Source organism: Lysinibacillus sp. FSL P2-0066 (assembly GCF_037969495.1).
Taxonomy (GTDB): domain Bacteria; phylum Bacillota; class Bacilli; order Bacillales_A; family Planococcaceae; genus Lysinibacillus; species Lysinibacillus boronitolerans.
Window position 1 is genome coordinate 1,369,708 of record NZ_CP150202.1, and the last position, 22,179, is coordinate 1,391,886.

At 37.9% G+C, this 22,179-nt stretch carries 20 protein-coding genes; 11 read left to right on the forward strand and 9 right to left on the reverse strand.

The features are described from left to right. Nucleotides 1–42 precede the first annotated feature (42 nt). A complete protein-coding gene (locus tag MKZ14_RS06585) occupies nt 43–1,179 on the forward strand; it encodes a CamS family sex pheromone protein (protein WP_339280701.1) in 1,137 nt (378 codons plus the stop codon). 477 nt (nt 1,180–1,656) lie between these two features. Continuing rightward, nucleotides 1,657–2,919 carry an NtaA/DmoA family FMN-dependent monooxygenase gene (locus MKZ14_RS06590; RefSeq protein WP_339281007.1) on the forward strand — a complete coding sequence of 421 codons (1,263 nt, stop codon included), beginning with the start codon at nt 1,657–1,659 and terminating at the stop codon, nt 2,917–2,919. 34 nt (nt 2,920–2,953) lie between these two features. Here the strand turns inward: MKZ14_RS06590 and MKZ14_RS06595 are convergent, their stop codons facing one another. The 3 genes from MKZ14_RS06595 to MKZ14_RS06605 all read right to left on the reverse strand — a co-directional run bounded on the left by MKZ14_RS06595 (nt 2,954) and on the right by MKZ14_RS06605 (nt 6,206). Then, a complete protein-coding gene (locus MKZ14_RS06595; RefSeq protein ID WP_339280702.1) occupies nt 2,954–3,880 on the reverse strand; it encodes a TIGR03943 family protein in 927 nt (308 codons plus the stop codon). Nucleotides 3,881–3,891: 11 nt separating this feature from the next. Continuing rightward, nucleotides 3,892–4,890, reverse strand: a complete 999-nt coding sequence (locus MKZ14_RS06600; RefSeq protein ID WP_339280703.1) for a permease — start codon at nt 4,888–4,890, stop codon at nt 3,892–3,894. A 134-nt stretch (nt 4,891–5,024) separates the two neighbouring features. Beyond that, nucleotides 5,025–6,206, reverse strand: a complete 1,182-nt coding sequence (locus tag MKZ14_RS06605) for an AraC family transcriptional regulator (protein WP_339280704.1) — start codon at nt 6,204–6,206, stop codon at nt 5,025–5,027. A gap of 164 nt (nt 6,207–6,370) precedes the next feature. Here MKZ14_RS06605 and MKZ14_RS06610 point away from each other — a divergent pair, with 164 nt between their 5' ends. Next, a complete protein-coding gene (locus tag MKZ14_RS06610) occupies nt 6,371–7,129 on the forward strand; it encodes a glucose 1-dehydrogenase (protein WP_339280705.1) in 759 nt (252 codons plus the stop codon). Nucleotides 7,130–7,716: 587 nt separating this feature from the next. On the opposite strand, the gene MKZ14_RS06615 is transcribed toward MKZ14_RS06610, so the two are convergent. The 6 genes from MKZ14_RS06615 to MKZ14_RS06640 all read right to left on the reverse strand — a co-directional run bounded on the left by MKZ14_RS06615 (nt 7,717) and on the right by MKZ14_RS06640 (nt 13,607). After that, a complete protein-coding gene (locus MKZ14_RS06615) occupies nt 7,717–9,378 on the reverse strand; it encodes a HAMP domain-containing methyl-accepting chemotaxis protein (RefSeq protein WP_339280706.1) in 1,662 nt (553 codons plus the stop codon). Further along, a complete protein-coding gene (locus MKZ14_RS06620) occupies nt 9,375–10,361 on the reverse strand; it encodes a BMP family ABC transporter substrate-binding protein (RefSeq protein ID WP_339280707.1) in 987 nt (328 codons plus the stop codon). The genes MKZ14_RS06615 and MKZ14_RS06620 overlap by 4 nt, the downstream gene beginning before the upstream one ends. A 252-nt stretch (nt 10,362–10,613) precedes the next feature. Then, nucleotides 10,614–11,882, reverse strand: coding sequence for a PTS ascorbate transporter subunit IIC (locus MKZ14_RS06625; RefSeq protein WP_339280708.1), 1,269 nt, complete (start codon nt 11,880–11,882; stop codon nt 10,614–10,616). A 33-nt stretch (nt 11,883–11,915) separates the two neighbouring features. After that, nucleotides 11,916–12,179, reverse strand: coding sequence for a PTS sugar transporter subunit IIB (locus tag MKZ14_RS06630; RefSeq protein ID WP_312127122.1), 264 nt, complete (start codon nt 12,177–12,179; stop codon nt 11,916–11,918). Then, nucleotides 12,176–12,634, reverse strand: a complete 459-nt coding sequence (locus tag MKZ14_RS06635) for a PTS sugar transporter subunit IIA (protein WP_258860428.1) — start codon at nt 12,632–12,634, stop codon at nt 12,176–12,178. Before MKZ14_RS06635 ends, MKZ14_RS06630 begins: the two co-directional genes overlap by 4 nt. A gap of 61 nt (nt 12,635–12,695) precedes the next feature. Next, on the reverse strand, nt 12,696–13,607 hold the full coding sequence (locus MKZ14_RS06640) for a LysR family transcriptional regulator (RefSeq protein WP_036079945.1): 912 nt from the start codon (nt 13,605–13,607) through the stop codon (nt 12,696–12,698). 138 nt (nt 13,608–13,745) lie between these two features. On the opposite strand from MKZ14_RS06640, the gene MKZ14_RS06645 reads away from it, so the two are divergent. The 8 genes from MKZ14_RS06645 (at nt 13,746) to MKZ14_RS06680 (ending at nt 22,138) form a co-directional block, all read left to right on the forward strand. Beyond that, complete coding sequence (locus MKZ14_RS06645) at nt 13,746–14,711, forward strand: ABC transporter ATP-binding protein (RefSeq protein ID WP_339280709.1); 966 nt, start codon at nt 13,746–13,748, stop codon at nt 14,709–14,711. Further along, entirely contained in the window at nt 14,708–15,733 is a 1,026-nt protein-coding gene (locus MKZ14_RS06650; protein ID WP_339280710.1) for an ABC transporter substrate-binding protein, read from the forward strand. The genes MKZ14_RS06645 and MKZ14_RS06650 overlap by 4 nt, the downstream gene beginning before the upstream one ends. A gap of 57 nt (nt 15,734–15,790) precedes the next feature. Then, nucleotides 15,791–17,452, forward strand: a complete 1,662-nt coding sequence (locus MKZ14_RS06655; RefSeq protein WP_339280711.1) for an iron ABC transporter permease — start codon at nt 15,791–15,793, stop codon at nt 17,450–17,452. Then, on the forward strand, nt 17,445–18,515 hold the full coding sequence (locus MKZ14_RS06660) for an MBL fold metallo-hydrolase (protein WP_339280712.1): 1,071 nt from the start codon (nt 17,445–17,447) through the stop codon (nt 18,513–18,515). Before MKZ14_RS06655 ends, MKZ14_RS06660 begins: the two co-directional genes overlap by 8 nt. Next, nucleotides 18,508–19,314: a hypothetical protein gene (locus MKZ14_RS06665; protein ID WP_339280713.1), complete on the forward strand. Its 807-nt coding sequence runs from the start codon at nt 18,508–18,510 to the stop codon at nt 19,312–19,314. The genes MKZ14_RS06660 and MKZ14_RS06665 overlap by 8 nt, the downstream gene beginning before the upstream one ends. 157 nt (nt 19,315–19,471) lie before the next feature. Further along, the gene (locus tag MKZ14_RS06670; RefSeq protein WP_339281008.1) at nt 19,472–20,770 is read left to right on the forward strand and encodes a M48 family metallopeptidase; all 1,299 of its coding nucleotides are present in this window, start codon (nt 19,472–19,474) and stop codon (nt 20,768–20,770) included. 87 nt (nt 20,771–20,857) lie between these two features. After that, nucleotides 20,858–21,676 (forward strand): YitT family protein, encoded by an 819-nt coding sequence (locus MKZ14_RS06675; RefSeq protein WP_016995490.1) that lies wholly within the window; start codon nt 20,858–20,860, stop codon nt 21,674–21,676. Between the two features lie 81 nt (nt 21,677–21,757). Then, nucleotides 21,758–22,138 carry an MmcQ/YjbR family DNA-binding protein gene (locus MKZ14_RS06680; RefSeq protein WP_339280714.1) on the forward strand — a complete coding sequence of 127 codons (381 nt, stop codon included), beginning with the start codon at nt 21,758–21,760 and terminating at the stop codon, nt 22,136–22,138. Nucleotides 22,139–22,179: the final 41 nt, after the last annotated feature.

Here is a 22,179-nt window from a genome sequence, read left to right on the forward strand (position 1 = left end):
AAATAGAGAAGTTATCAAGCGATACATAGCATTCAAGGAGAAATGGCAATGAAAAAAAGTAGGCTTATGTTATTTTTATTCGCACCAATATTGATTTTAGCATCTTGTAGTGGTGAGGACGAAAGTGCTACTGCTAATGAGAAAAAGTATATTTCATCGATTCAGAAAAAGGAAGTCTATGAGATTCAACAGCCTGCAAAAGTCAATATTGCTAGAGGTTCAATCATCAAAAATATGAATAATGCTTTAAATATTAATGAAATTGAAAGAGGACTCATGAATTTATCGGTGAATCATTTTTCAACAGACAAGTTTTATATGCAGGAAGGTCAATATCTGGAAGAGAAAACGATCAGTCAATGGTTAAGCAGAAAAACAGATGAAGGTATTGGGTTAAACCCAGCAATCGAAACGATCAGTGACAATGTGCTAGAGGATGAAAAAAAGTATCCTTTGATTCTCTCACATGTATTAGAAAAAAATTTTATTAATAAAGAAAATAACAAAGTAGAGGGACTATCGATCGCGATCTCGTTAAATGAATTTTATGATATACGAGTTTCCGATGCCAATGGTTTAATTTACACAGGCCAAGTGAAAGTAGACCAAAATAATGATGATATCAACGATGTTAAAAATTATGGGAAGGAAGTAGCTAAAAGGATTCTTGAGGATATTAGAAAAAATGAAAAGTATCCGAGAGTTCCTATTTATTTAGCTTTATATCAAGAATCTAATATAAACGATATTATGCCAGGCATATTTTTAGCTGAAACCTTTATTCCGAAAGATGCAGATACCATAACAAAATGGTTTGATATAGATAAAAAGCATTATATATTCCCATCAGATGCTTTATATAGTTTGGACCAAAATATGTATAATAAATTATTAATTTTTAAAGAGGATATTCAAGGTGGATTTAAACATTTAAATCCTAAAATCATGGGAAAACTTCGTTATGAAGATGGTAAATTAACAGATATTAATCTAGAAATACATGTACCACTGATTAATGATATTGAATTAATTGGCTTGTTACAGCTCACTAGTACAAAAATAAATACAATTTTATTTGACTATATTCCCATTACCATTCGGGTAATCGATCAGAAGCAGGATGTTGGAATTGTTCTCTGGGACCCAACGGAAAAACAAATTTTTGCATCACCTATTTGAATAGAAAAAAGCTAAAGGGTTATATCTACTGTAATTAAAGCTCATTGAACCCTGACCTGTTGGAAGAGTAGCAGGTGTTGAAAGAAGCATGGGAGAACCATCATCCATTCCATCACTTTGACAGCTGTGTTAGTAGAATGAGGTTCTTCAGCAGTAGCAGCTAAGGTAGGCGGAATAGACAAACTGTTTATATGATCAGCTATATATGATGCTCATCACGTGGAAATATAAAAAAGAGGCAAATTTTCTCATGGTTCCTCCGTCTTTACTACTTTAATATCAATACAATAATCTAACTTACTGGTAAATATTAGTTTGGGTGCTCGTTAAAATGGAGTGCCTATTTTTCATTTGTAAATGACCTTCAAAACTTAAAAAGTATTTCATTGCAATCTCTGCCACGAATGATTATTATGAAAATGATAATCATTTTCAATTGGAGGGGGAGTAGCAATGAAAAGACATCTTATTATTGGAATGCATTTAGCTGTTCACAGTAATCATGCCAAAAAGGGCGCGTTTATAGATGATCATATCGCATTTGCACAGCGTGCTGAGGCAGCGAAATTAGATTTTGTATTTAAGGCCGATTATTTAATAGCTCATCCAGAATTAATGGCTAAAATGAAAGGTACAGTTGGCATAGATCCTAGCTTTTTAATGGCGATGGTGGCAAGAGAAACGAAACAGATTGGCTTAGTAACAACGATTTCCACATCATTTACGCCACCTTATCTGATTGCGCGTCAATTGCAGTCTTTGAATTGGATTAGTGATGGGCGAGTGGGATGGAATATCGTGACCTCTATAGATGGAGCACATAATTTCAGCAACGAGCCTATGCCTTCTTCAGAGGCGCGTTATGCTAAAGCGGCAGAATGTACAGAGGTGGTCAAGCAGCTATGGCATAGTCATCCCTATGAAGTGTTAGAAACGGATGGGAATATAGAAAAAATAAAAGAGCTTGTCAAGGCAATTGAGCATGAGGGAGAGTTTTACCATATTAAAGGTCCCCTAAATCTCCCTATGCATCCAGCAGGAGAGATTCCGCTCTTCCAAGCAGGTGCGTCGGATGTTGGGCGTCAATTTGCGGCTACTGTTTCCAATGCGATTTTCGCTGCTACACCAGCTATGGAGGTGGGCATTGAGATGCGGAATGATTTGCGTCAGCGTGCTATAGAAGTAGGTCGTTCAGCCGACGATATTCGCGTATTACCGGGGCTCTATTTCTTTATAGGTGATACATATGAAGAAGCACTCGAAATGCACCGACAAGCACATGCACATTTAACACTTGAGCGACGCTACAGTGCGTTAGAATCTGTGATTGGTATGGATATTTGTCATTTGTCACTTGAAGATCAGGTAACGGTTGATATGCTACCACCACAAGATCAAAAAGTACGTAGTAAAACACATGCAGATTTGGTACGTCGTTATATTTTAAATAATGAACCAACTGTCGCGGTATTGTTAGCACGTCCAGAGGTAATTGGCTCAGCCCACCTTGTAGCAATCGGTACACCACAGGATATTGTCGATCAAATCGTTACTTTTTATGAAGAGGGTGCATTGGATGGCTTTATTGCTGTACCAGGTGGCCCGGCGAAATCTTTAGATTTGTTCTTTAGCGACGTTATTCCCCTGTTAGTAGAGCGGGGGTTATTCAGAGCGGAATATGAAGGGAGCACATTACGTTCCCATTTAGGCTTAGATGGGCGATCCCCCATTAATAGCTGAAAAAGGGCAAGCCATAAGCTTTGCCCTTTTATTGCTAGAAACTCATTCGAATATTGATAGGATAAAGATAAGGGGATTCGGGTTGTTCAATTGTTACCCAATCATCAATATGGATAACAGGTAAGCTTGCACCCTCATATGTTGTTTGACTAATTGTACCAACTACTTCAATCCATGTATCTTCTGTGAGAGTGGGAGCCTCCGGAAATTCTGTCAGAAAGCCGACGATACTTGCATCGGCAACACAATGTGTAATGAGAAATCTTGAAATAACTAGTTGGTTTTCTGTAAAACTTTCTTCTTTTAAAACAAAGCCCTTCAGCTGTATTTTCTTCCCTAAATAGTTTTCTAAATTTTGGTTAATTTCCTCATAGTAGATTGTATAGTCCTCATCGGTCATTTTCAGCATAGATTGTTGGGATAGCTGTTGCTTTAATTTGTCATATTGCTTTTTTGTCATTTCCAGTTTTTCCTCCGTCAGTCGGGGATCAGCTTCATGCTCATCAGAGATGTTTTCATCAATCGTTTCATTTGAAGTGAGGTAATCCTCTATTTTAGCTGATTGATTTTGCTGGGTGAGAATAAAGGCACCACCTTTTTTATCAGCGATGGCAGCATCTAAAATTTTTGCTGGCACGAAGAAGCCTGTCATTATTGGTGTCATGATAATAAGGTAAGCAATCATTTTTTTACGTGTAAAGGCTGAGTGACCATGGTCGTGATGGGAGCAGCAAGCTTGTCCTGCTTGATCACATGAATGGGGAGCCTTTGAAAAAGATATTACTCTTGTCACTTGAACAAGAAATAGTATAAAAAACAAAATGGCGGCTGTTTTACTCAGCCCTTCATATTTCGGGTTGATGAATTTTGTTAGTTCACCGGTCCAATGCAGGTTGGCTATCATAGCTGAAAAGGCAAGTAATAGTAAGGCTCTTAGCGCTAGTTGAACATGAAATTTCATGGTTTTCCCCCTTAGAGATACGCTGAAAGAATCCATATACTAATGTAGACGACTGTAGCCACTAAGGCGATTAACCAAAATACAAATTTTAAGCGAAATACGCTCATCAACATAATGGTATTTTTCAAATCGATCATAGGGCCAAAAATAAGAAAGGCCAGAATGGATGGAGTGGAGAAAATAGCACTAAAGGATGCGCCAATAAAGGCATCTGCCTCTGAACAAAGTGACAGAATGAAGGCTAAGCCCATCATAACTAGAATGGAGGAGGAATCACCATCTCCAATGGCTACGAGTGTTTTCGTAGATACATAGGTTTGTACAAAGGCAGCTAAAAATGCCCCAATTATTAAGTATTTGCCCATATCAAAAAATTCATCGATGGCATGCTTGACCATATTTACTAGTTTAGTGATGAAGGATGTTTGTTGACTAGTGGTTGTCAATGAGTAGGACTGTAAGGAGACCTTAAATTGTGAGCCTTTAAAAAACAAGCTGATAATTAATGCTACTACAATAGCGATGACAAAGCCAATGAGCATTCGAAGGCTCGCTATTCTTAAATCATTGCCAAATGCCATATAGGTAGAAAGGATTACAATAGGATTAATAAGTGGACCAGTTAACATAAAACCCATAGCTGCATGTATTGGTACGCCTTTGGCAATCAATCTTCTAACAATCGGAACAATCCCACATTCACAGGCTGGAAATAATGCACCTACAAAACAACTCATAATAACAGCCATCACAGGATTTCGAGGGATCCACCTTTGGATATGTTCCTCTGTAATAAAAATCTGAATAAAGCCTGCAATCAGTATTCCAATTAAGACAAATGGTAATGCTTCAATTAAAATACTTAAAAATATCGTATTTAAATTGAGTAGAGAGGAACTAAGGTCGTTTAGTGCTGAGACGTTGAATAACAGTAGTGGTAGCATGCCTATGAATAAAATGAAAAGGAACCAAAAATTCAATACATATTTAGAAAAATGAAGACGTTCCACATAGACCTCCTTAAAGTGTAATGATTACGTTTTAATACAGGGTATGACATAGAGGATATGGTTAGTACTTCAAAAAAGGAAAGAGAAAGTAAAAGTTGATTCCTACCTTCTTTTTACTTTCCCTCTATAACGAATTATTTATGAGAATACTTAGTTCTATATTGTTTAGGAGTGATCCCTGTAAATTTTTTGAAAACTTTAATGAAATAGCTTTGATCTGTGAAATTAAGTAATGAGCCGATATCTAGGATTGGATAGTTGGTAAATGTTAAGAGTTTTTTCGCCTCATCAATCCTTTGCTGCTGAATGTATTCACTAAAGGAAGTCCCTACTTCCTTTTTAAATAAAGATGAAAGATAGTTGGGGCTTAGATGGCAAATAACTGAAAGCTGTTCGAGTGTTAGATCCCCATATAATTGATTTTCAATATAATGGATACAGGTTGTAATGGGTGCTGAATATTTCATTTTATTGGCTTCCGATACTCGGCTTGTAAAGTCGTAAATAGCCTCCTCCATTAACGAAAGAATATCGATTAAGCTGTTTTGATCCTCTAGCTTTTGAATGTAAAAATCATTTAATGTAAAGGCTGTTTCTTCATTTAATCCACCCTCAATCGCTGCACGGCAAATAAGTGCAATTCCTGTAATCATCAAATATTGAATACTTCTTAAATTATTACGTTTTGAAAGTATTCCAAGTTCTGCTTGCTCGACAATGGAATAATTCAAAACTTCATTTAATTTCTCCATACGCCCATTTTTCACATTGTCTAACAATATTTTTTCGTAGTAAAGATTTGTATGAATAATATCATTTCTTCTAGCATGGGAGAGCTCAAGCGCCGTATTTTCCTCATGACGAATGAGCGGTTTTAATGCCTGGTTGTGATAAATAACAGCTGTTTTATTTAATTTCTTTTGATAGATGGAGTAATACACAAATAAACTAATGGCTAAACATTGCTGATAATGAAGGATAGGGATCAGCTCTTGATTAACATTTGCCTTTATGTCTTCCACTTCTGCAGAAAAGGAAGGACCAACTACAATTGCCCCTAAATATTGATCATCTGTCTTCAAGTTAATATAGAAGAAATTAAATTCAGCATAAGAGAAAAAAATTGGATAATCATTTGAATTAGTATGGTAAGGGTATGTTTTGAGCTGCTCCTTTAAAGAAATGTAAGATGAATTATTTGTTGATGAATAGTTAAAAATTATTTCCCCCAATGAATTAATATAAGTGACTGGAAGATGGTGTGTTTCATAGATTAATTGGCTTATGTATTGAAGATCGATAGTGGTAATTTTCATGTTCCTATACCTCAGTTCGTAATAGTGCTATCAAAATGAAAGCATTTACATTTTTATTGGATAGACATTGAGAAAGTACTATTTTGTGTAGAATAATACAATAAATGAAGGGGAAGTAGCAATAAAATAAATAATGACTTCAAAATGTTAGGGAGGAAGAGAAGATGGATCTTTTGAATAAAATTGCAGTAGTAACGGGCGCAGGAAGCGGTATTGGAAGAGCCAGTAGTTTGAAACTTGCTAGCAATGGCGCAAAAGTGGTAGTAGTGGATTTCAACAAAGAAACAGGAGAAGAAACAGTAAGCTTGATTAAAGAACAAGGTGGAGAAGGTATCTTCGTTCAGGCTGACGTTTCAAAAAGTGAAGATGTTCAGAAATATGTCAATGCGGCTGTTAATACGTATGGACGCATTGATATATTTTTCAATAATGCTGGGGTTATTCAGAAAATTTCTCCACTAACAGAGATTGAAGATGCAGAATATGACCGTATTATGTCAATCAATGTGAAGGGTGTATTCCTTGGCTTAAAACATGTTTTAAAAGTAATGGAGGGACAAGGAAGCGGCTCTATTATTAATACAGCTTCGACAGCGGGTGTTCGTAGTGAGCATAGTATGGCTGTCTATTCAGCAAGTAAGCATGCAGTAGTTGGTTTAACAAAATCTGCCTCTTTAGAGTATGTAAAAAAAGGTATCCGTATCAATGGTATTTGTCCAGGTGGAGTAGAAACGGCATTAACAAACAGTGTAACGGCCATGTTTGAAACAGGTGGCTATGTGCCAGAGGAAATTCCAAACATGAGAATGGGACGCTATGCGAAACCAGAGGAATTAGCAGAAATGGTTGTGTTCCTAGCATCGGACAAAGCAAGCTATATGACAGGCTCCATCGTATTAGTTGATGGTGGCTTAACTTTATAATGAAAGAAGAAATCCAGTGAATCATTTTCATTGGATTTCTTCTTGTTGTTGAAAAAGATGATGTCAACGGCAGAAGAAACTTTGCAAGGTGAGAGGTTGATTTCCGTTCCGCCAGCGTCCTTTCCAGGGTGCGTCCGATGAGCCGCTTCACTCACTTACGTTCGCTCCAGAGTCTCATCTGTGACGCTAAATCCCCTAGGAGTGACGCTGGCTCCTCTCCAATCAACTAGTAGAATATAGCCTATTATCTGTATTCTTAGTGGGGATAAGCTCATATTTTCAATTCAATGTGGAGAAGTTATGCGTGACAACACCTCTTCATAAAGAGTAGTGAACACCTTCGCTAAAAAGGTAACACTTTTGTAGGTTCAAATGGAAGGCTATTTGACTCCCGTGGGATAGCGAAACAGGGGGCCACTAAATGGAGCGGTAGCGGAGAAAAACGACTCGGTGCTCGCCCACAATAAAGCAAGTAGCCTGCAACGGAAATCCATTTCTACCTTTTAATTGACTGTTTTGTTTTTCAACCATAAGAAGAAATCCAGTGAATCATTTCACTGGATTTCTTGCGGGAAGGAACCGAATCACTATAGGGTGAATTTTTTGAGCTCATTCATCAACGTATCCGTCATTGCCTGAAGCTCGTCTATTTTAGCACTAATTTTTTGGAAGGACAGTAACTGTTCTTGCGTTGATGCGGATATTTCTTCTGTACCTGCAGCCGTTTCTTCAGTAATGGCTGATATATTTTCAATGGTACTATTTACTTGCTGGCTCATTTCATTCGTTTGCGCCATTTCCTTTGTGAGGTATTGTAAATCGTGATGGATATCTGTTATATGCATGGCAATAACAGCAAATGATTGTTCTGTTTCTACCATCGACTGTGATTGCTCATTTGATAGCTGATAACCTCGTTCAGCCGTAGTAAGGATGTGCGTAATGCCATCTTGAATATGCGTGACCATGGAAGTGATTAAATTCGTTGCATTCTCCGTTTCAGAAGAGAGCTTTTTAACCTCCTCGGCGACAATGGCGAACCCTTTGCCTGCTTCTCCAGCTCGTGCAGCCTCGATGGCAGCATTTAGGGCTAATAAATTTGTTTGGCTGGCAATCGTATGGACAGCATTGGCTGCTCCTTCAATTTCTGAAGTAAATTGAGAGAATTGGGTAACAGCTTCTTTAATATCAAGTGAGGTAGTTGAAATATCCTTTGCAATGGAAGATTGTTTTTCTAAAGAATACTGACCATTTTGAACAGCCTCCAGAGCTTGTTTGCCAGTGTCAGCCGATTGCTCACTTGTACGCATTACATCCTTAAATTGATCTGCCATATTATTCATTTTCATTGCCACTGATTGAATGTCTTCAGACATCGTATAGCTGCCTTTTGCTAATTCGTCTGTTGAGGTAGCGACTTGATTACTACTTTCATGAATATTATTCATATGGCTCGTCACTTCTTGTGTAAACAAATTAACATCCTTTCCAATATAATCGATGGATTGTACGGTACTTTTTAAATTATTCATCATCTCTGAAAAGCTTTTTGTTAGTTGATCAATCTCATATCGACTGTTTGCTTGATAGAAAAGGGTAGATGTATCAATGGTTAAGTTTCCTGTTGCTGCGGCCTGTGCACAATCTACAATCTGATTAATGGGTTTGGTAATTCTTTTCGCAGCCACATAGGAATAAAGTATCGTAGCAATAATTAATAACACACTACCTATGATAGTAGTGGTTGTAATGAAACCTATTTTTTGCTTTGTTACCTGAATCATGTCTTGATACCATTCGTTCGTTTCTTTTTTGAGCAAATGCATATCGTTTAAAATCCCTTTTATTCTGATGGACTGCTTTTTAATTTCAGAGCGATTGTTTTCTTGAAAGCCGCTTTCAGTCGCTTTTTCTAGATTTTCAAATTTACTAGCTATTTTTTCGACGATTGTCTGATGCTCAGGCATTCTCGTTAGGGAGGCTAATGCCTCTATATTACTTTTTGTTTCTTGCAAAATAGCGAGCGCTTCGTTTTTATTGGCTTCACTATCCAGGTAGGTAAAATTATTTAAAGATTGGCTGGCAACAACTAAACTTTGCTCTAGTTCTTTCACTGCAAGTAAAAGTTTCGTATCATCCTGTGCTGTTGTTTGGATCGTGAATGTTTGTAGGATAATAAAGCCAATCATTGCCATAGCCAATACGATTGGAATCAATGTGTTCATAAATAATTTCTTACGTAGTGTCACTGGTCATTCCTCTTTTCCGCAGTAACTTTTATCGTACCTGAAATAATGGCTTCTTTGGCTTTTTCGATAGCAGTCTGTTGCTCAGTTGTCAGTTGAATTACACGAATATCTGCTAGTCCCACACCCTGATCCGCTAAACCTAATGCAAAGGATTTTTCTGTAATTTTACCATTTTCCACTAATGTCTTAGCGAGTTGATAGACGGCTAGATCAACATTTTTAAGCATGGATGTGACAACTGTTTTTTCGGCAACAAAAAACTGATCGATATCAACACCTGCTGCATAGATCCCCATTTCCTCTGCCTTTTTTATCGCCCCAAAGCCAGTAAAGCCTGCTGCATGGTAAATAAAATCAACTTTATTTTTGATATATCTTTCTGCTATTGCTGCACCAGCCTGGGTATCGTCAAAGGTACCAGCATAGTCACTCATAATTTCAATCGATGGCTGTACATAACGTGCCCCTTCGATAAAACCATTTTCAAAGTGATGGATAACAGGAGCATCTGCTCCACCAATAAAGCCAACTTTTCCTGTTTTACTTGTCATAGCAGCAATCATGCCAACTAAAAAGCTACCTTCTTGTTCTTTAAAGGTAATCGAAATGATGTTGTTAATATCAGATTGCCCGTCAATCAGTATAAATTGCTGAGAGGGATTTTGTTTTGCAGTCTTTTCTAGTGCTTCTTGTACAGAGAACCCGAGACCAATGATGATATCATATTTTTCTGCTACAAGTTCATTCAGCTTTTCCTCGTATTTACCATCAGGAGCCTCTTTGTAATCAAACAAAATGCCTAGCTCATCGCGCGCTTTTTCTAAGCCTTTAAAAGCGGAATCATTAAATGATTCATCGCCTAGTCCTGCATCTGATAGTAAAATTCCTATCTTATATCCTTCAGTTGATGTTTCTGTCGGTGCTGAGGAACAGCCTGCTATCAACAGAGTGATCAAAAGAATACTAGTGAATAATTTCTTCAAATTTTGTGTACCTCCTGTTGTGTATAAAATATATATCGGCAAAAACTTAATATTTTTAGTCTGATGTCAGACATCCGTGCAAAAAATTTTTAGGATGTCTAAGAATAATGAATCATTTCTATATACATAATAAGTTAATAATATAAAGCTAGATTACTAATAAAGTAATTGATTTATAAAGGTTTTCGTAGCACTTCTTGTATGTACAGCACTATAAAAGCCTAACGCAAATAGCGTCAGGCTTTATATGTTCTAAACAGCGCCGAATAATTTTAATAAATTAATAATAATAATGCCGATTACCCCAAAGTCTGAATCACCGAAGGTTGTGCCCTCATAGCCAATGTCTCCCATAAAGATAAGGAGTATGGCTGGAATAAAGCTAATTAATAAACCATTGGCAAAGGCTCCGGACATCGCACCAATTCTACCGCCAGTAGCATTTCCAAAGACACCCGCCGCAGCACCTGTGAAGAAATGTGGAACAAGACCTGGTACGATGACTTTTAGTCCGATGAAGGGGAGTATAAACATGGAAACCAGCCCTGCTATAAAACTAAAAATGAAACCAATAATAACGGCATTTGGTGCAAAAGGAAAGATGGTTGGACAATCAAGTGCTGGTTTTGTGTTTGGTACAAGTTTATCTGCAATGCCTTTGAAGGCTGGAATAATTTCAGCAATTAACATCCGTACACCTGCTAAAATAATATAAACACCCGCTGCAAATGTAATCGCTTGCATAATAGCGAAAATAATAAAATTTGAGCCAGCTGATAATTGTGACTCAATATAGGAAGGGCCAGCAAAAAGGGCAACAATCACAAAGAACACACTCATTGTTAAAGAAATAGCCACTGAGGTATCTCGTAAAAAGCCTAATGATTTCGGAACCTGTATGTCCTCTGTGGATTTCGTTTTATTGCCAAAGAGCTTACCAATCTTTGCAGAAACATAATAGCCAACACTGCCAAAGTGACCAACTGCAAAGTCGTCACTACCTGTTATTTGCCGAACCGTCGGCTGCAAAATGGCAGGGAACACGACCATACAAAGCCCAAGAATAATAGACCCGACAATAATAAGAGGTGTCCCATTCATCCCCCCAACTGACAATGAAGCAGCGATTAAACAAGCCATAAATAATGTATGATGTCCAGTTAAAAAGATATATTTTAATGGCGTAAATCGCGCAAATAGTAGATTCATAATCATACCAAATACCATGATTAATGCAGTAGCTGTACCAAAATTAGTCTGAGCAGCTGCCACGATGGCCTCATTGTTGGGAATGACTCCCTGTACCTGAAAGGCATGATCAAACATTTTACTAAAATGATCTAAGGAGCCAATCAAGACAGTGGCCCCTGCTCCGAGGATGACGAAGCCCATTATCGTTTTTAATGTACCTGACAGAACAGTGGAACTTGATTTTTTTTGAATGAGTAAACCAATAAAAGCGAATAGGCCGACTAATATAGCTGGTGTTCCTAAAATGTCATGCATGATAACATCTAACATATCAACACCTCATCCTATCCAATTTTTTTATGCTTAAAGCAATGGTTCAAGCTTTTCTTTTATTTCTGCAATACTCATCATATTAACGATGCTCACAATGATTCCTTTGTCTTTCGCTAATTCATTCACGATATCAGCGGCCCCTAAATAAATATCTGCTTTCTCCGCCTTGGCAGACGCTAAATCTGTATGCGTTACCTCTGCATCTTTCCCCAATACTTCTAATGCTTTTTTAACATTCAATTCTAAAATAAAGCTACTTCCTAAACCGCTTCCACACACGACTAAAATTTTCATTCTGTTGACTCCTTTGTCGTATATTGTTTGATTTTCTCCCATATCGTGTCCGCATGTTGACAGGCGATTAGGTCATCAATCTGATCGGGTTCTTGTAATACTGATGTCAAATCAGCCAACACCTGTAGATGTGAAGCATTGTCAATGGCAGCTAGCACAATCAGTAGGTAGACAGGGTGATTAGGGCTAAAAAAAACAGGCTTTTGTAACCGTAGCAAGCTTATGGCTAGTTCATGAACCCCATCAGATGGCCGTGCATGAGGAATGGCTACTTTGGGTGTGATGACAACGTAAGGACCATAGTGTTCAATAGATCGAATCATGGCTTCGACATAGCGCTGTTCAATTTTGTGTTGCTGTACTAATGGGCTAGCCGCTAAATGAATTGCTTCTTGCCATGATTGGACAAAGTTTGCAAGCTGTATACAATCTTTTGTCAACAGCTTGGTTAGCAAGGACAACCCTCCTTTCATAAAAATATCTTCCCATTCCATGTTATTACGACTGTATGTGGAATTATGTCATCGTAGAAGACATTTTTAATTGCTTTGCTATTTCATAAACCGACATTTTTACAAATTCATCCATTTTATGATCTAAGCGCGTTTTCGGATAAATCAATTGAATTTTTCTATTTAGTGTTACATCATGTAGATCTTTCTTCAGCAGTACACCTGATTTTAATTCTTCTTCTATTAAGGAAACAGATAGAAACGCCAAGTTTTTGCCAAAGGTCAGCATCTTTTTAATCGTGCTCACAGAATCCAGCTCAATTGTGTAAATAGAAGGCTGAAAAGGGTCCATCCACTTTTCAATGAAGTGATTCGTGGAGCTAGAGGATGTATGCAACAATAGCTTGTACTTAAGAATATCTTCTTTAGTGATGTCTTTTTGTGCTGCTAGCTCGTGTGATGGGCTGAATGCCAATACAAGTGCATCTTCACCGATCGTTTCGTATTGAAGTAAAGGATTTTCCTGCTTAGTCTCCATGATGAGCCCGAAATCTAATTCTTGTAGTGCTACCTTTTTTTCAATTTCGGGTGCTGTTTTTACTTCTAATGAAATGCGAATCTCAGGATAGGTCGTTGAAACTTGATGAATTAAATCTGGCATAAAAATATGGGCAGGTAAGCCACTCGCCCCAAATCGTAATGAACCGATATGGCCAGCTAAAAGATTTTCAATAAAACGATCCATATCCTTTTGAAGTTGAACCATTTGTCGAGCGTAATGATACACACCTTCGCCCGCTTCTGTTAAACGGTATCCTCCAGCATTTGTTCGAAATAAACGAATACCGTATTCCTCCTCTATAGAGCGAATATGAAAGGATACGGTGGGGGCTGTAATGCCAAGTGCTTTGGCGACAGGGGCTAATTTCTTTAATTCTACAAGTAAGCAAAATGCCTGTAATTTACTATTGTTCATTTTATCCTCCTAAAGAAAATTAGAAAAAATCTTGTATTTGCTTTAGTTTATTAGATTTTTTTTAACGTGTTATTAATAGTAGATTAATATTTTCTAAATATCTGGAATTTATAGTTGTAAGTAACGAGGAGGACACTTATGAAAATCTCATTAAAAAATATCGAGAAAAAATATGGGCAGTCTCAAGCATTATGGCCGATCGATGTGGAGTTAGATCAGCAATTTATTACGATTCTCGGACAATCAGGCTGTGGCAAAACAACCTTATTAAAGTTGATAGCTGGTCTTGAACAGCCATCAAAAGGAGAAATACGATTTGATGACACCGTCATTTATTCTTCGGCGTCTCGTAAAAATGTCAAACCAAATAAACGTAATATTGCCATGGTTTTTCAAGATTTTGCTCTATGGCCACATATGACCATCTTCCAAAATATTGCCTTTGGTTTAAATGGCATTATTCCGAAATCAGCTATTCCTGAACGAGTCGAGCATGTGATGCGATTGGTAAAAATGCAAGGCTATGAGAAACGAAAGCCAGGTGAATTATCGGGTGGACAGCAGCAGCGAGTGGCATTAGCTAGAGCTTTAGCGACCAAACCGCAATTAATTTTATTTGATGAGCCTTTATCCGCTCTCGATGCTGTTTTAAGAGAACAAATGCAAGATGAAATTATGCACCTCATTCATGAGCTTAATTGCCAAGCCATTTTCGTAACACATGATCAAACAGAGGCCATGACAATGTCTGATCAAATTATTGTTATGGAGGCAGGGAGGATTGCTCAAATTGGCTCGCCTGAGGAAATTTATCGTGCACCAGCAACGCCCTATGTGGCAGATTTTATTGGCAAAGTGAATTGGCTTCACAATCGACAATCAATTGTGCGACCTGAAGGGGTTTCGAGAGTCTCGCGTCCTGGTACGATTGCCAAACAAGCGCAGATTGTGAAAAGTACATTTGTTGGCGATCGTTATTTAGTACAAGCACAGGTAGATGGACAGCCTTGGAGCTTTTATGAGAAGCAGCCATTAGAGCATGGAAAAAGATTGCAAGTTTTTATTGATGAAGAACAAATCTATCAATTGGAGGGTTTACATTGAAGAAACGACATTTTAAATTATGGGCAACTGTTGGCATTTTATTGACCTTAGCATTAGCTGGCTGTGGTAATAAAGAGGAAAAAGAGACGAATGAAGCAAGTGCAAAGACACAGGAGGAGAAAGTACTGACAGTGTATTCTGCTGGACCAGATAGTTTAGCTGCAAATATTCAGCAAGCATTTGAAGAAAAAACAGGGATTAAAGTGGAAATGTTTCAAGGAACTACGGGTAAAATTCTCTCTCGTTTAGAAGCGGAAAAAAATAATCCTGTAGCTGATATTGTTGTGCTTGCCTCTGTTGCCTCAATGGATGGGTTAAAAGCAACAGATCAATTGCAAAGCTACGAAGCGGCTAAAAACAAGGACAAAATCAACAGTGATTGGTCGGATCAAGATGGATATTTTTATGGCTACAGTGCCTCGGCTTTAGGTATTGCCTATAATACGAGAAATACGACACAAGCGCCTACGGATTGGTCTGATTTAGCAAAAGCTGATTGGCAAAATAAAATAAATATTCCCGATCCAAGTCTGTCAGGATCTGCTGTTGATTTCTTATTTGGCTACACAGCAGCAGAAAAAACAGCTTGGAGCACGATTGATAGTTGGAAGAAAAATGGCTTACAAGTCAATGGTGCGAATAAAGAAGCCTTGGATGCGGTTATTACAGGCGAGAAAAATGCCACGATTGCAGGTGTAGACTATATGGCTTATAAAGCAAAAGCAGATGGTGAGCCAGTGGAAATCATTTATCCGACGAGTGGGACAGTTGTTAGTCCAAGAGCAGTAGGTATTTTAAAGGATGCACAACATGTAGAATCTGCACAAGCCTATGTTGATTTTTTATTGTCAGATGAAGGGCAAAAGCTAGTAGCAGATGCTTACTTATTACCAGGAAATAAAGATATTGCTGTGAGAAATCGTGCAGCATTAGATGAAATACCACAGTTAACAGTTGATTGGATGGGTGCGGAAGCGAAACAGCTGGAAGTACTAACAAAGTTTACGGATTTATTTCGTTAAATAAAGGGAGGTTAATATACCTCCTTCTAGTTTTCATAGAGAAGGGTTGAAATCGTCATGATAATGGAAGGAAGACGAGCTTTTGGATTTTTACTAACAATTGTCATCATATTTGCTATCGCACCGTTGATGGCCATTTTATTTTATACCTTTATAAAAGAGGGACATGTTGATATTTCACAGTTTAGTCGAATGTTTGCACACGATAGAATATGGAAAACACTTGGGAATTCGATGGTTTTAGGGGTTTTCGTGATTATTGGGACAACAATTATCGCATTACCTATGGCTTTGATTCGCACGAAAACAAGTTTATCTCAATATGAATGGCTCGATATAGTGTTAACAATTCCATTTATGACACCTCCCTATATTGGTTCAATGGGCTGGATTTTGTTTATGCAGCACAATGGTTTTTTACAGCAGCTTATTCCAAGTGCTGCTTGGATGACAGATTCCTTCTTTTCCTTATTTGGCATGGTAATGATCATGTGCTTACACCTGTTTCCGTTTTTGTATTTAATGCTGAAAAATACATTGCTTCGCATAAATGGCTCATTTTTAGAGGCAGCGCTGATTTTTGGGCGAAGCTCTTCGCAAAATTGGCTAAAGGTTGTGTTACCCCTTTTATTTTCAAGCTATGTTTTGGGAAGTCTGCTTATTTTTATTAAGACGCTTGCTGAATTTGGAACGCCAGCTACATTCGGCAGTCGGATTGGGTTTCAAGTGTTTACAACCGAAATTCATTCCTATTTATCAAGATGGCCAGTCGATATTCGCATGGCAACCTCGCTATCCTTATTCTTATTGTCTGTTTGCTTAGTCATTTGGTATTTCCAAAATCTCATTGGACGCAAATATACATATGGTGTGCTATCAGGAAAAACACCTGCTAGACGTGAGATCAAAGACAAATGGTATATAAAAACAGCTTCGTGGACTTTTGTAGGGCTTGTCGTATTGCTATCTATCGGCATTCCTTATTTCTCTATTATCGTGACCTCTTTGCAAAAGGTACGGGGAGATGGTTTACAGGCAGGGAATTTCAGTTTGGCTTCTTATCAAGAGGTCTTCACTAGTGGAAGCGCAGGATTGACAGCATTTTTAAATAGCATCGTTTTCTCTATCATGACGGCCTTGATAACCGCCATAATAGGATTATTCATCGCTCTTTATATTAAAAAAGGTGAAACGAGAAAGCAGCAAATATTAGACTTCTTTAGTTTAATGCCTAATATTATTCCGGGGATTGTCTTTGTTGTAGGTTTAATTATGTTTTGGAATGCTCCTTGGCTTCCCGCAACGATTTATAACACAAAGGCAATGGTAGTAGTCACATACTGTGTATTGTTTTTGCCTTATTCGGTGCAGTATATAAAGTCTTCTTTTTCACAATTAGATGCCTCTATCTTTCAATCAGCCGCTATTTTTGGACGTAGTAACATTACTGTTTATCGTCGTATCATCCTACCACTTTTGATGCAGGGTATTTTAACGGGAATGATGATGACCTTTATTATTTCAATGCGGGAGCTTGTAGCTGGCCTTTTAATTTTGCCACCATCAGTAGAGACAGGGGCAACCTTTATTTATAGCCAATTTGAGCAAGGTAATGTAGGGGTTGGGATGGCAGTAGCTGTTATAACCGTCCTTATGACAGTTATTTTTATGTTCCTATTAGGTTGGCTGCAAAAACGTGGAGGGCAGGCCAATGCTTAGTGTTGAAATTTTAGGTGGTGTAGGCGAATATGGGCGCAATTGTTTTTATATTGAAAATCAGAGGCAGGCTATTTTATTGGATTGTGGCATTATGAAAGATACACAAAAAACGCCACCAAATATTACATCTAATCATATTGAAAAGCTAGCTGCTGTCTTTATTTCTCATTCGCATATTGATCATGTAGGGGCATTGCCATTACTACAGAACATGGGCTATACGGGACCGATACTAATGAGTCATACAACTGCTCAGCAGCTTCCACTGCCTCTTCCACAAGTCCGAACTTTCTATCCAGATACGGTTGGAAAATGGATAGAGGTCAATGAATATCTTGCCTTTCAATGGGGATATAGTGGGCATTTAATTGGAAGCGTGTGGTACAAAATTCGTTTCTTTGATGAAATGATTTTTTTCTCTGGTGATTATGTAGTCGATTCGTATTTATTAAAGGCGACCTTGCCAGCGGAGGATGGAACGGTTTATGATGTAGCGTTTATTGATAGTGGACATGCGGAAAAATGCATTCGAAATCTTGAGGTGTTACAGCAAATGGCTATGTATGTAAAGGCTCATCCCAATCATTCATTTATATTCCCCTCCTCTTTTTCGGGCAAAACAGTTGATATTATGACGTATCTTTCCGAACATACAACTCGAGCCATTCGTGTAGATGTAAAGCTACAATCTTTATTGGCGCATTATGAGGAAGAGCATGAAAATATTTGGCCGAATAAAGTGATGCTTTTAGAACGACTCAAGCAAAAACAGGACAGTGACCATGTATTGTATTTTGTCTCAGAGCAGGATGCGGCTCAAGTGGAGGAGCTTGCAAAGGATTATCCGACGGCAATTTTTGTTCATACAGGCTATTCTCGTCATGCTTACAATCCAGCTAGCTTAAAGCATATCTCTGAGGAATTCTTCTATAAAACACATCCAGACTATTGGGATGTAGTGACACTGTCGCAGAGACTTCGTGCACGACAAACAATCTATTTTCACAGTACACATACAAATTTAACAACAACATTTCCGAAGGAGGAATTAAAGCATGACTAAACTAAAAAATTGGGCATTATATATATGTGTCTTGGGCTTGATAGTGATTAGTATGATGAGTGTGAATACAACACAAGCGAAAGCAGCCATTGAGCCGGGCCATGAAATTAAATTCAATATTAAACCTGAGATTTTTAAGGAATCAACTATTGTCCAGGTTTTTCAAGCAACTAAAAAGGATGACGTAAAAGTTTATTTTTATGATACGCTTGACCAATCGTTTCTCCATAATGATTATATACATCGCTTACGTGTATATAAGGGTAGTAATAAAATGGATGTAACCTACAAAAAGCGTTTTTTAAACACACCTTTAAGTGAAGCAATGGCAGAAACAATGAATCATGGTTTTACTGGTTCTGAGTCAAATTATAAGTTTGAGCTAGATATTAAGGGAGATCATCGTACATTTACGATTAGCCGGAAGGAATCCTTGAAGACTTCTGCTGAGGTCTCTTATGATTCAGTTGATACAAATGTTGCTAAAAAACTAATTCTTGAAAATGCGCCAAAGAAAATTGTAAATTGGAACTCCGAAGCATGGTATAAAAATACGTTGTCTCAAGTTGTCGTATATGGGCCTGCTAGTGCTATGACCTATAAAGGAAGCTTTTTAGGACATGAAGCGGATATAGAGGTATGGCAGTACAAAGGAGACATTATGGTTGAACTTTCTACGAAGGTAGATGATGCGGCTCAAGCAGCTACTATAGAAAAGCAATGGTATGAGCAGCTATTATCCACTGGCTATCTAAGTGGGGATCAACGTGGTAAAACGGCATTTGTTATGGATAAATGAATAGGACGGTAATGATTTCGCCTCATATAGAAATGAGGCGAAATTTTTCTTTGGCCACAGAGAGATTAAAAAAGTAGGCCCATGTTTGTTCTAACTTTGATAATTTCGCTTACACTTACTATAGGACAAACTTTGGGTGATATGAGGGGGAAATAACATAGCGAAAAAAATGGGCATTGTTACACTACTACTTTTCGGTGTTTACGTGCTTTGTATGTACTGGTATATATTCCACAGCGGCGGTGGTAAAATACCGAGTGCCTTACAAGGAACGGCTGCAGATCCAGTGATGTTTATGTCTGGCAAGGAGCTTTTTTTAAGTGGTGAATATTCAAAAATACGGAACTTTTTATTCTTTGTAGCCACCCCTTTAGAATGGCTTATTTACTTCTTTATTTTACTAATGGGTGTATCCCGTTATTTCGAAAAAGTGACGACCTCCCAAACGAAGTGGAAGCTATTGCAAAATGCAGGCTACTTATTCCTATTATCTTTATTACTCTATATCGTGCTATTCCCGCTTGATTATTATCGCTATCATCTTAGCAAAAGCTATGGCATCAGTACACAAGCATTTGCATCTTGGATGAAGGATGGTGTCATTGATTTTTGGGTGAACTTTGGCACTAGCTTGATTATTGTTACGGTGATTTATTGGCTCATTAAAAAGAGTGAAAAAAGGTGGTGGCTCTATGCTTGGCTTTTAACCATCCCTTTTACAATCTTTGTGATGTTCATTCAGCCAGTTGTCATTGATCCTTTGTACAATGATTTTTATCCATTAAAAAATAAAGAGCTGGAAACAAAGATACTTTCACTTGCTACACAGGCGAATATTCCGGCAGAGCATGTTTATGAGGTTAATATGGCAGAAAAGACAAATGCCTTAAATGCTTATGTGACAGGAATTGGGAGCAATTCGAGAATTGTGCTATGGGATACTACATTAAATAGGCTAACGGACAATGAAATTTTATTTATCATGGCACATGAAATGGGACATTATGTAGAAAAGCATATTTATTTTGGCATTGCAGGCTATTTATTGCTAATACTGATAGGGCTATGGCTCACGGCGAAAATTATGCGTCGCTTGATTTCACGGTATGGGCAGGTTTTAAAAATTAATAAAATCAGTAGCATTCGTTCCTATCCATTATTTTTACTCATTACCTCTATTTTACTATTTGCCTCCAATCCAGTATCCAATTTTATATCGAGATATCAGGAAACGAGAGCCGATCAGTATGCGATTAACCTTATGAATGATCGAGAAGCGGCTGTAACAGCATTTCAAAAGCTAACGATTTCAGGCTTAAGTGAAGTGAACCCGCCACTCTTAGTGAAGTGGTTCCGTTATACACATCCACCGATGCTTGAGCGAATCTATAAAGTTGCGGATACCGGGGAACATAAACAAAATATGCCTTTAAAGGAAGAACAGAAGAAAAAGTAAGAGGATAGGTTTTTCATGAGGGAAAATTGGGTAGTCTATGACAAAGATGTATCAAAATTTGGTCGTTGATTGATAGGGGATAGCATTATGCGAAATGTGATTATAATTACACTTTCTTCCATTTTAGTGGCCTTTGCCTATAATTATTTATTGATTCCCCATGAAATCTTGAGTGGTGGGTTGAGTGGTATTGCCATCATGCTTGGGATTATTACCCCTTTGAATACAGGCGTGTTAAATTTACTGCTTAACCTGCCTTTACTGATTTTAGGTGTGATGAAGCTCGGTAAGCGATTTATTAGCTACACCATTCTTTCGGTCGCTGTGTTGTCAGTGAGTTTATATATTATTCCAATACACAAAGCGACACAAGAGCCGATCCTCGCGTCCTTATTTGGTGGTGTTATTGTAGGCTTTGCAATGGGCATGATTTTCCGAGCAGCTGGCTCCTCAGGGGGCTTTGATATTATTGCTATGCTACTTAGTCGCAAACGCGATTTTCCACTCGGTACGTTAATTGCAGCTATGAATGGTATCGTAGTGGCAGCTTCTGGCTTTGTCTTTAGCTGGGATGCAGCATTGTTAACCCTTGTTTCCATTTATGCAACTGGAAAAGTAGTGGATACAATTCATACAAGCCATATTAAATTAACGCTGATGATTATTACGAGTAAAGGGGAAGAGGTCAAACAGCAGCTATTAGAAAAGCTACATCGTGGGGTAACAATTATCGATGCAAAGGGAGCGTATTCAGGCGAGGGTCGGAAAGTATTAATTACTGTTATTACGCGTTACCAACTAGCTGATGTGAAAAGCACGATTAAGGAGACTGATCCAAAGTCGTTTGTGAATATTTTACAGACGACGGAAGTAATCGGAATGTTTGACCGTGGTACAACTAAATAATGCTATTCTCTACACACGTTTTAGGTTATACTTACCATAATCGAACGTGTGTTTTTATTTGAGGGGACGGGGATTGTAAAGATGGAAAAAGAAATAATTTATGCTTACTGTATACAGCTTCATGGAACAACGTATGACTATCAAGAGGAGTGGCAAGCAGATCGCTATCATATCGGTGGAAAAATGTATGCCATGCTTGGAGGAAATAGAACAGGTAAGCCTGTTCTTACATTGAAATGTGAGCCTTCTCGAGCGGAGGAATTACGAGAAGCCTATGCAAGCATTATACCTGGTTACTATATGAATAAAACCCATTGGAATTCCATTTATATGGATGCTGAGGATGTCCCGATGGATTTGGTAGAGAATCTTATTAAGCATTCGTATGAACTTGTTTTCAATAAACTAACGAAGAAAGCACAGCAGGAAATTCAATTGATTGGCAATGCATCAAACAAGTAATGAATAGCGCATTTACCTTTTTGGCATATGCACTATTCTAT

Excerpts from the sequence above, each read along its gene's own strand:
- MKZ14_RS06675 (WP_016995490.1), top strand. The coding sequence starts at position 20,858 with ATGCGAAATGTGATTATAATTACACTTTCTTCCATTTTAGTGGCCTTT.
- MKZ14_RS06590 (WP_339281007.1), top strand. The coding sequence starts at position 1,657 with ATGCATTTAGCTGTTCACAGTAATCATGCCAAAAAGGGCGCGTTTATA.
- MKZ14_RS06640 (WP_036079945.1), bottom strand. The coding sequence starts at position 13,607 with ATGAACAATAGTAAATTACAGGCATTTTGCTTACTTGTAGAATTAAAG.
- MKZ14_RS06610 (WP_339280705.1), top strand. The coding sequence starts at position 6,371 with ATGGATCTTTTGAATAAAATTGCAGTAGTAACGGGCGCAGGAAGCGGT.
- MKZ14_RS06585 (WP_339280701.1), top strand. The coding sequence starts at position 43 with ATGGCAATGAAAAAAAGTAGGCTTATGTTATTTTTATTCGCACCAATA.
- MKZ14_RS06645 (WP_339280709.1), top strand. The coding sequence starts at position 13,746 with ATGAAAATCTCATTAAAAAATATCGAGAAAAAATATGGGCAGTCTCAA.
- MKZ14_RS06680 (WP_339280714.1), top strand. The coding sequence starts at position 21,758 with ATGGAAAAAGAAATAATTTATGCTTACTGTATACAGCTTCATGGAACA.
- MKZ14_RS06625 (WP_339280708.1), bottom strand. The coding sequence starts at position 11,882 with ATGTTAGATGTTATCATGCATGACATTTTAGGAACACCAGCTATATTA.
- MKZ14_RS06630 (WP_312127122.1), bottom strand. The coding sequence starts at position 12,179 with ATGAAAATTTTAGTCGTGTGTGGAAGCGGTTTAGGAAGTAGCTTTATT.
- MKZ14_RS06605 (WP_339280704.1), bottom strand. The coding sequence starts at position 6,206 with ATGAAAATTACCACTATCGATCTTCAATACATAAGCCAATTAATCTAT.
- MKZ14_RS06660 (WP_339280712.1), top strand. The coding sequence starts at position 17,445 with ATGCTTAGTGTTGAAATTTTAGGTGGTGTAGGCGAATATGGGCGCAAT.
- MKZ14_RS06665 (WP_339280713.1), top strand. The coding sequence starts at position 18,508 with ATGACTAAACTAAAAAATTGGGCATTATATATATGTGTCTTGGGCTTG.
- MKZ14_RS06655 (WP_339280711.1), top strand. The coding sequence starts at position 15,791 with ATGATAATGGAAGGAAGACGAGCTTTTGGATTTTTACTAACAATTGTC.
- MKZ14_RS06595 (WP_339280702.1), bottom strand. The coding sequence starts at position 3,880 with ATGAAATTTCATGTTCAACTAGCGCTAAGAGCCTTACTATTACTTGCC.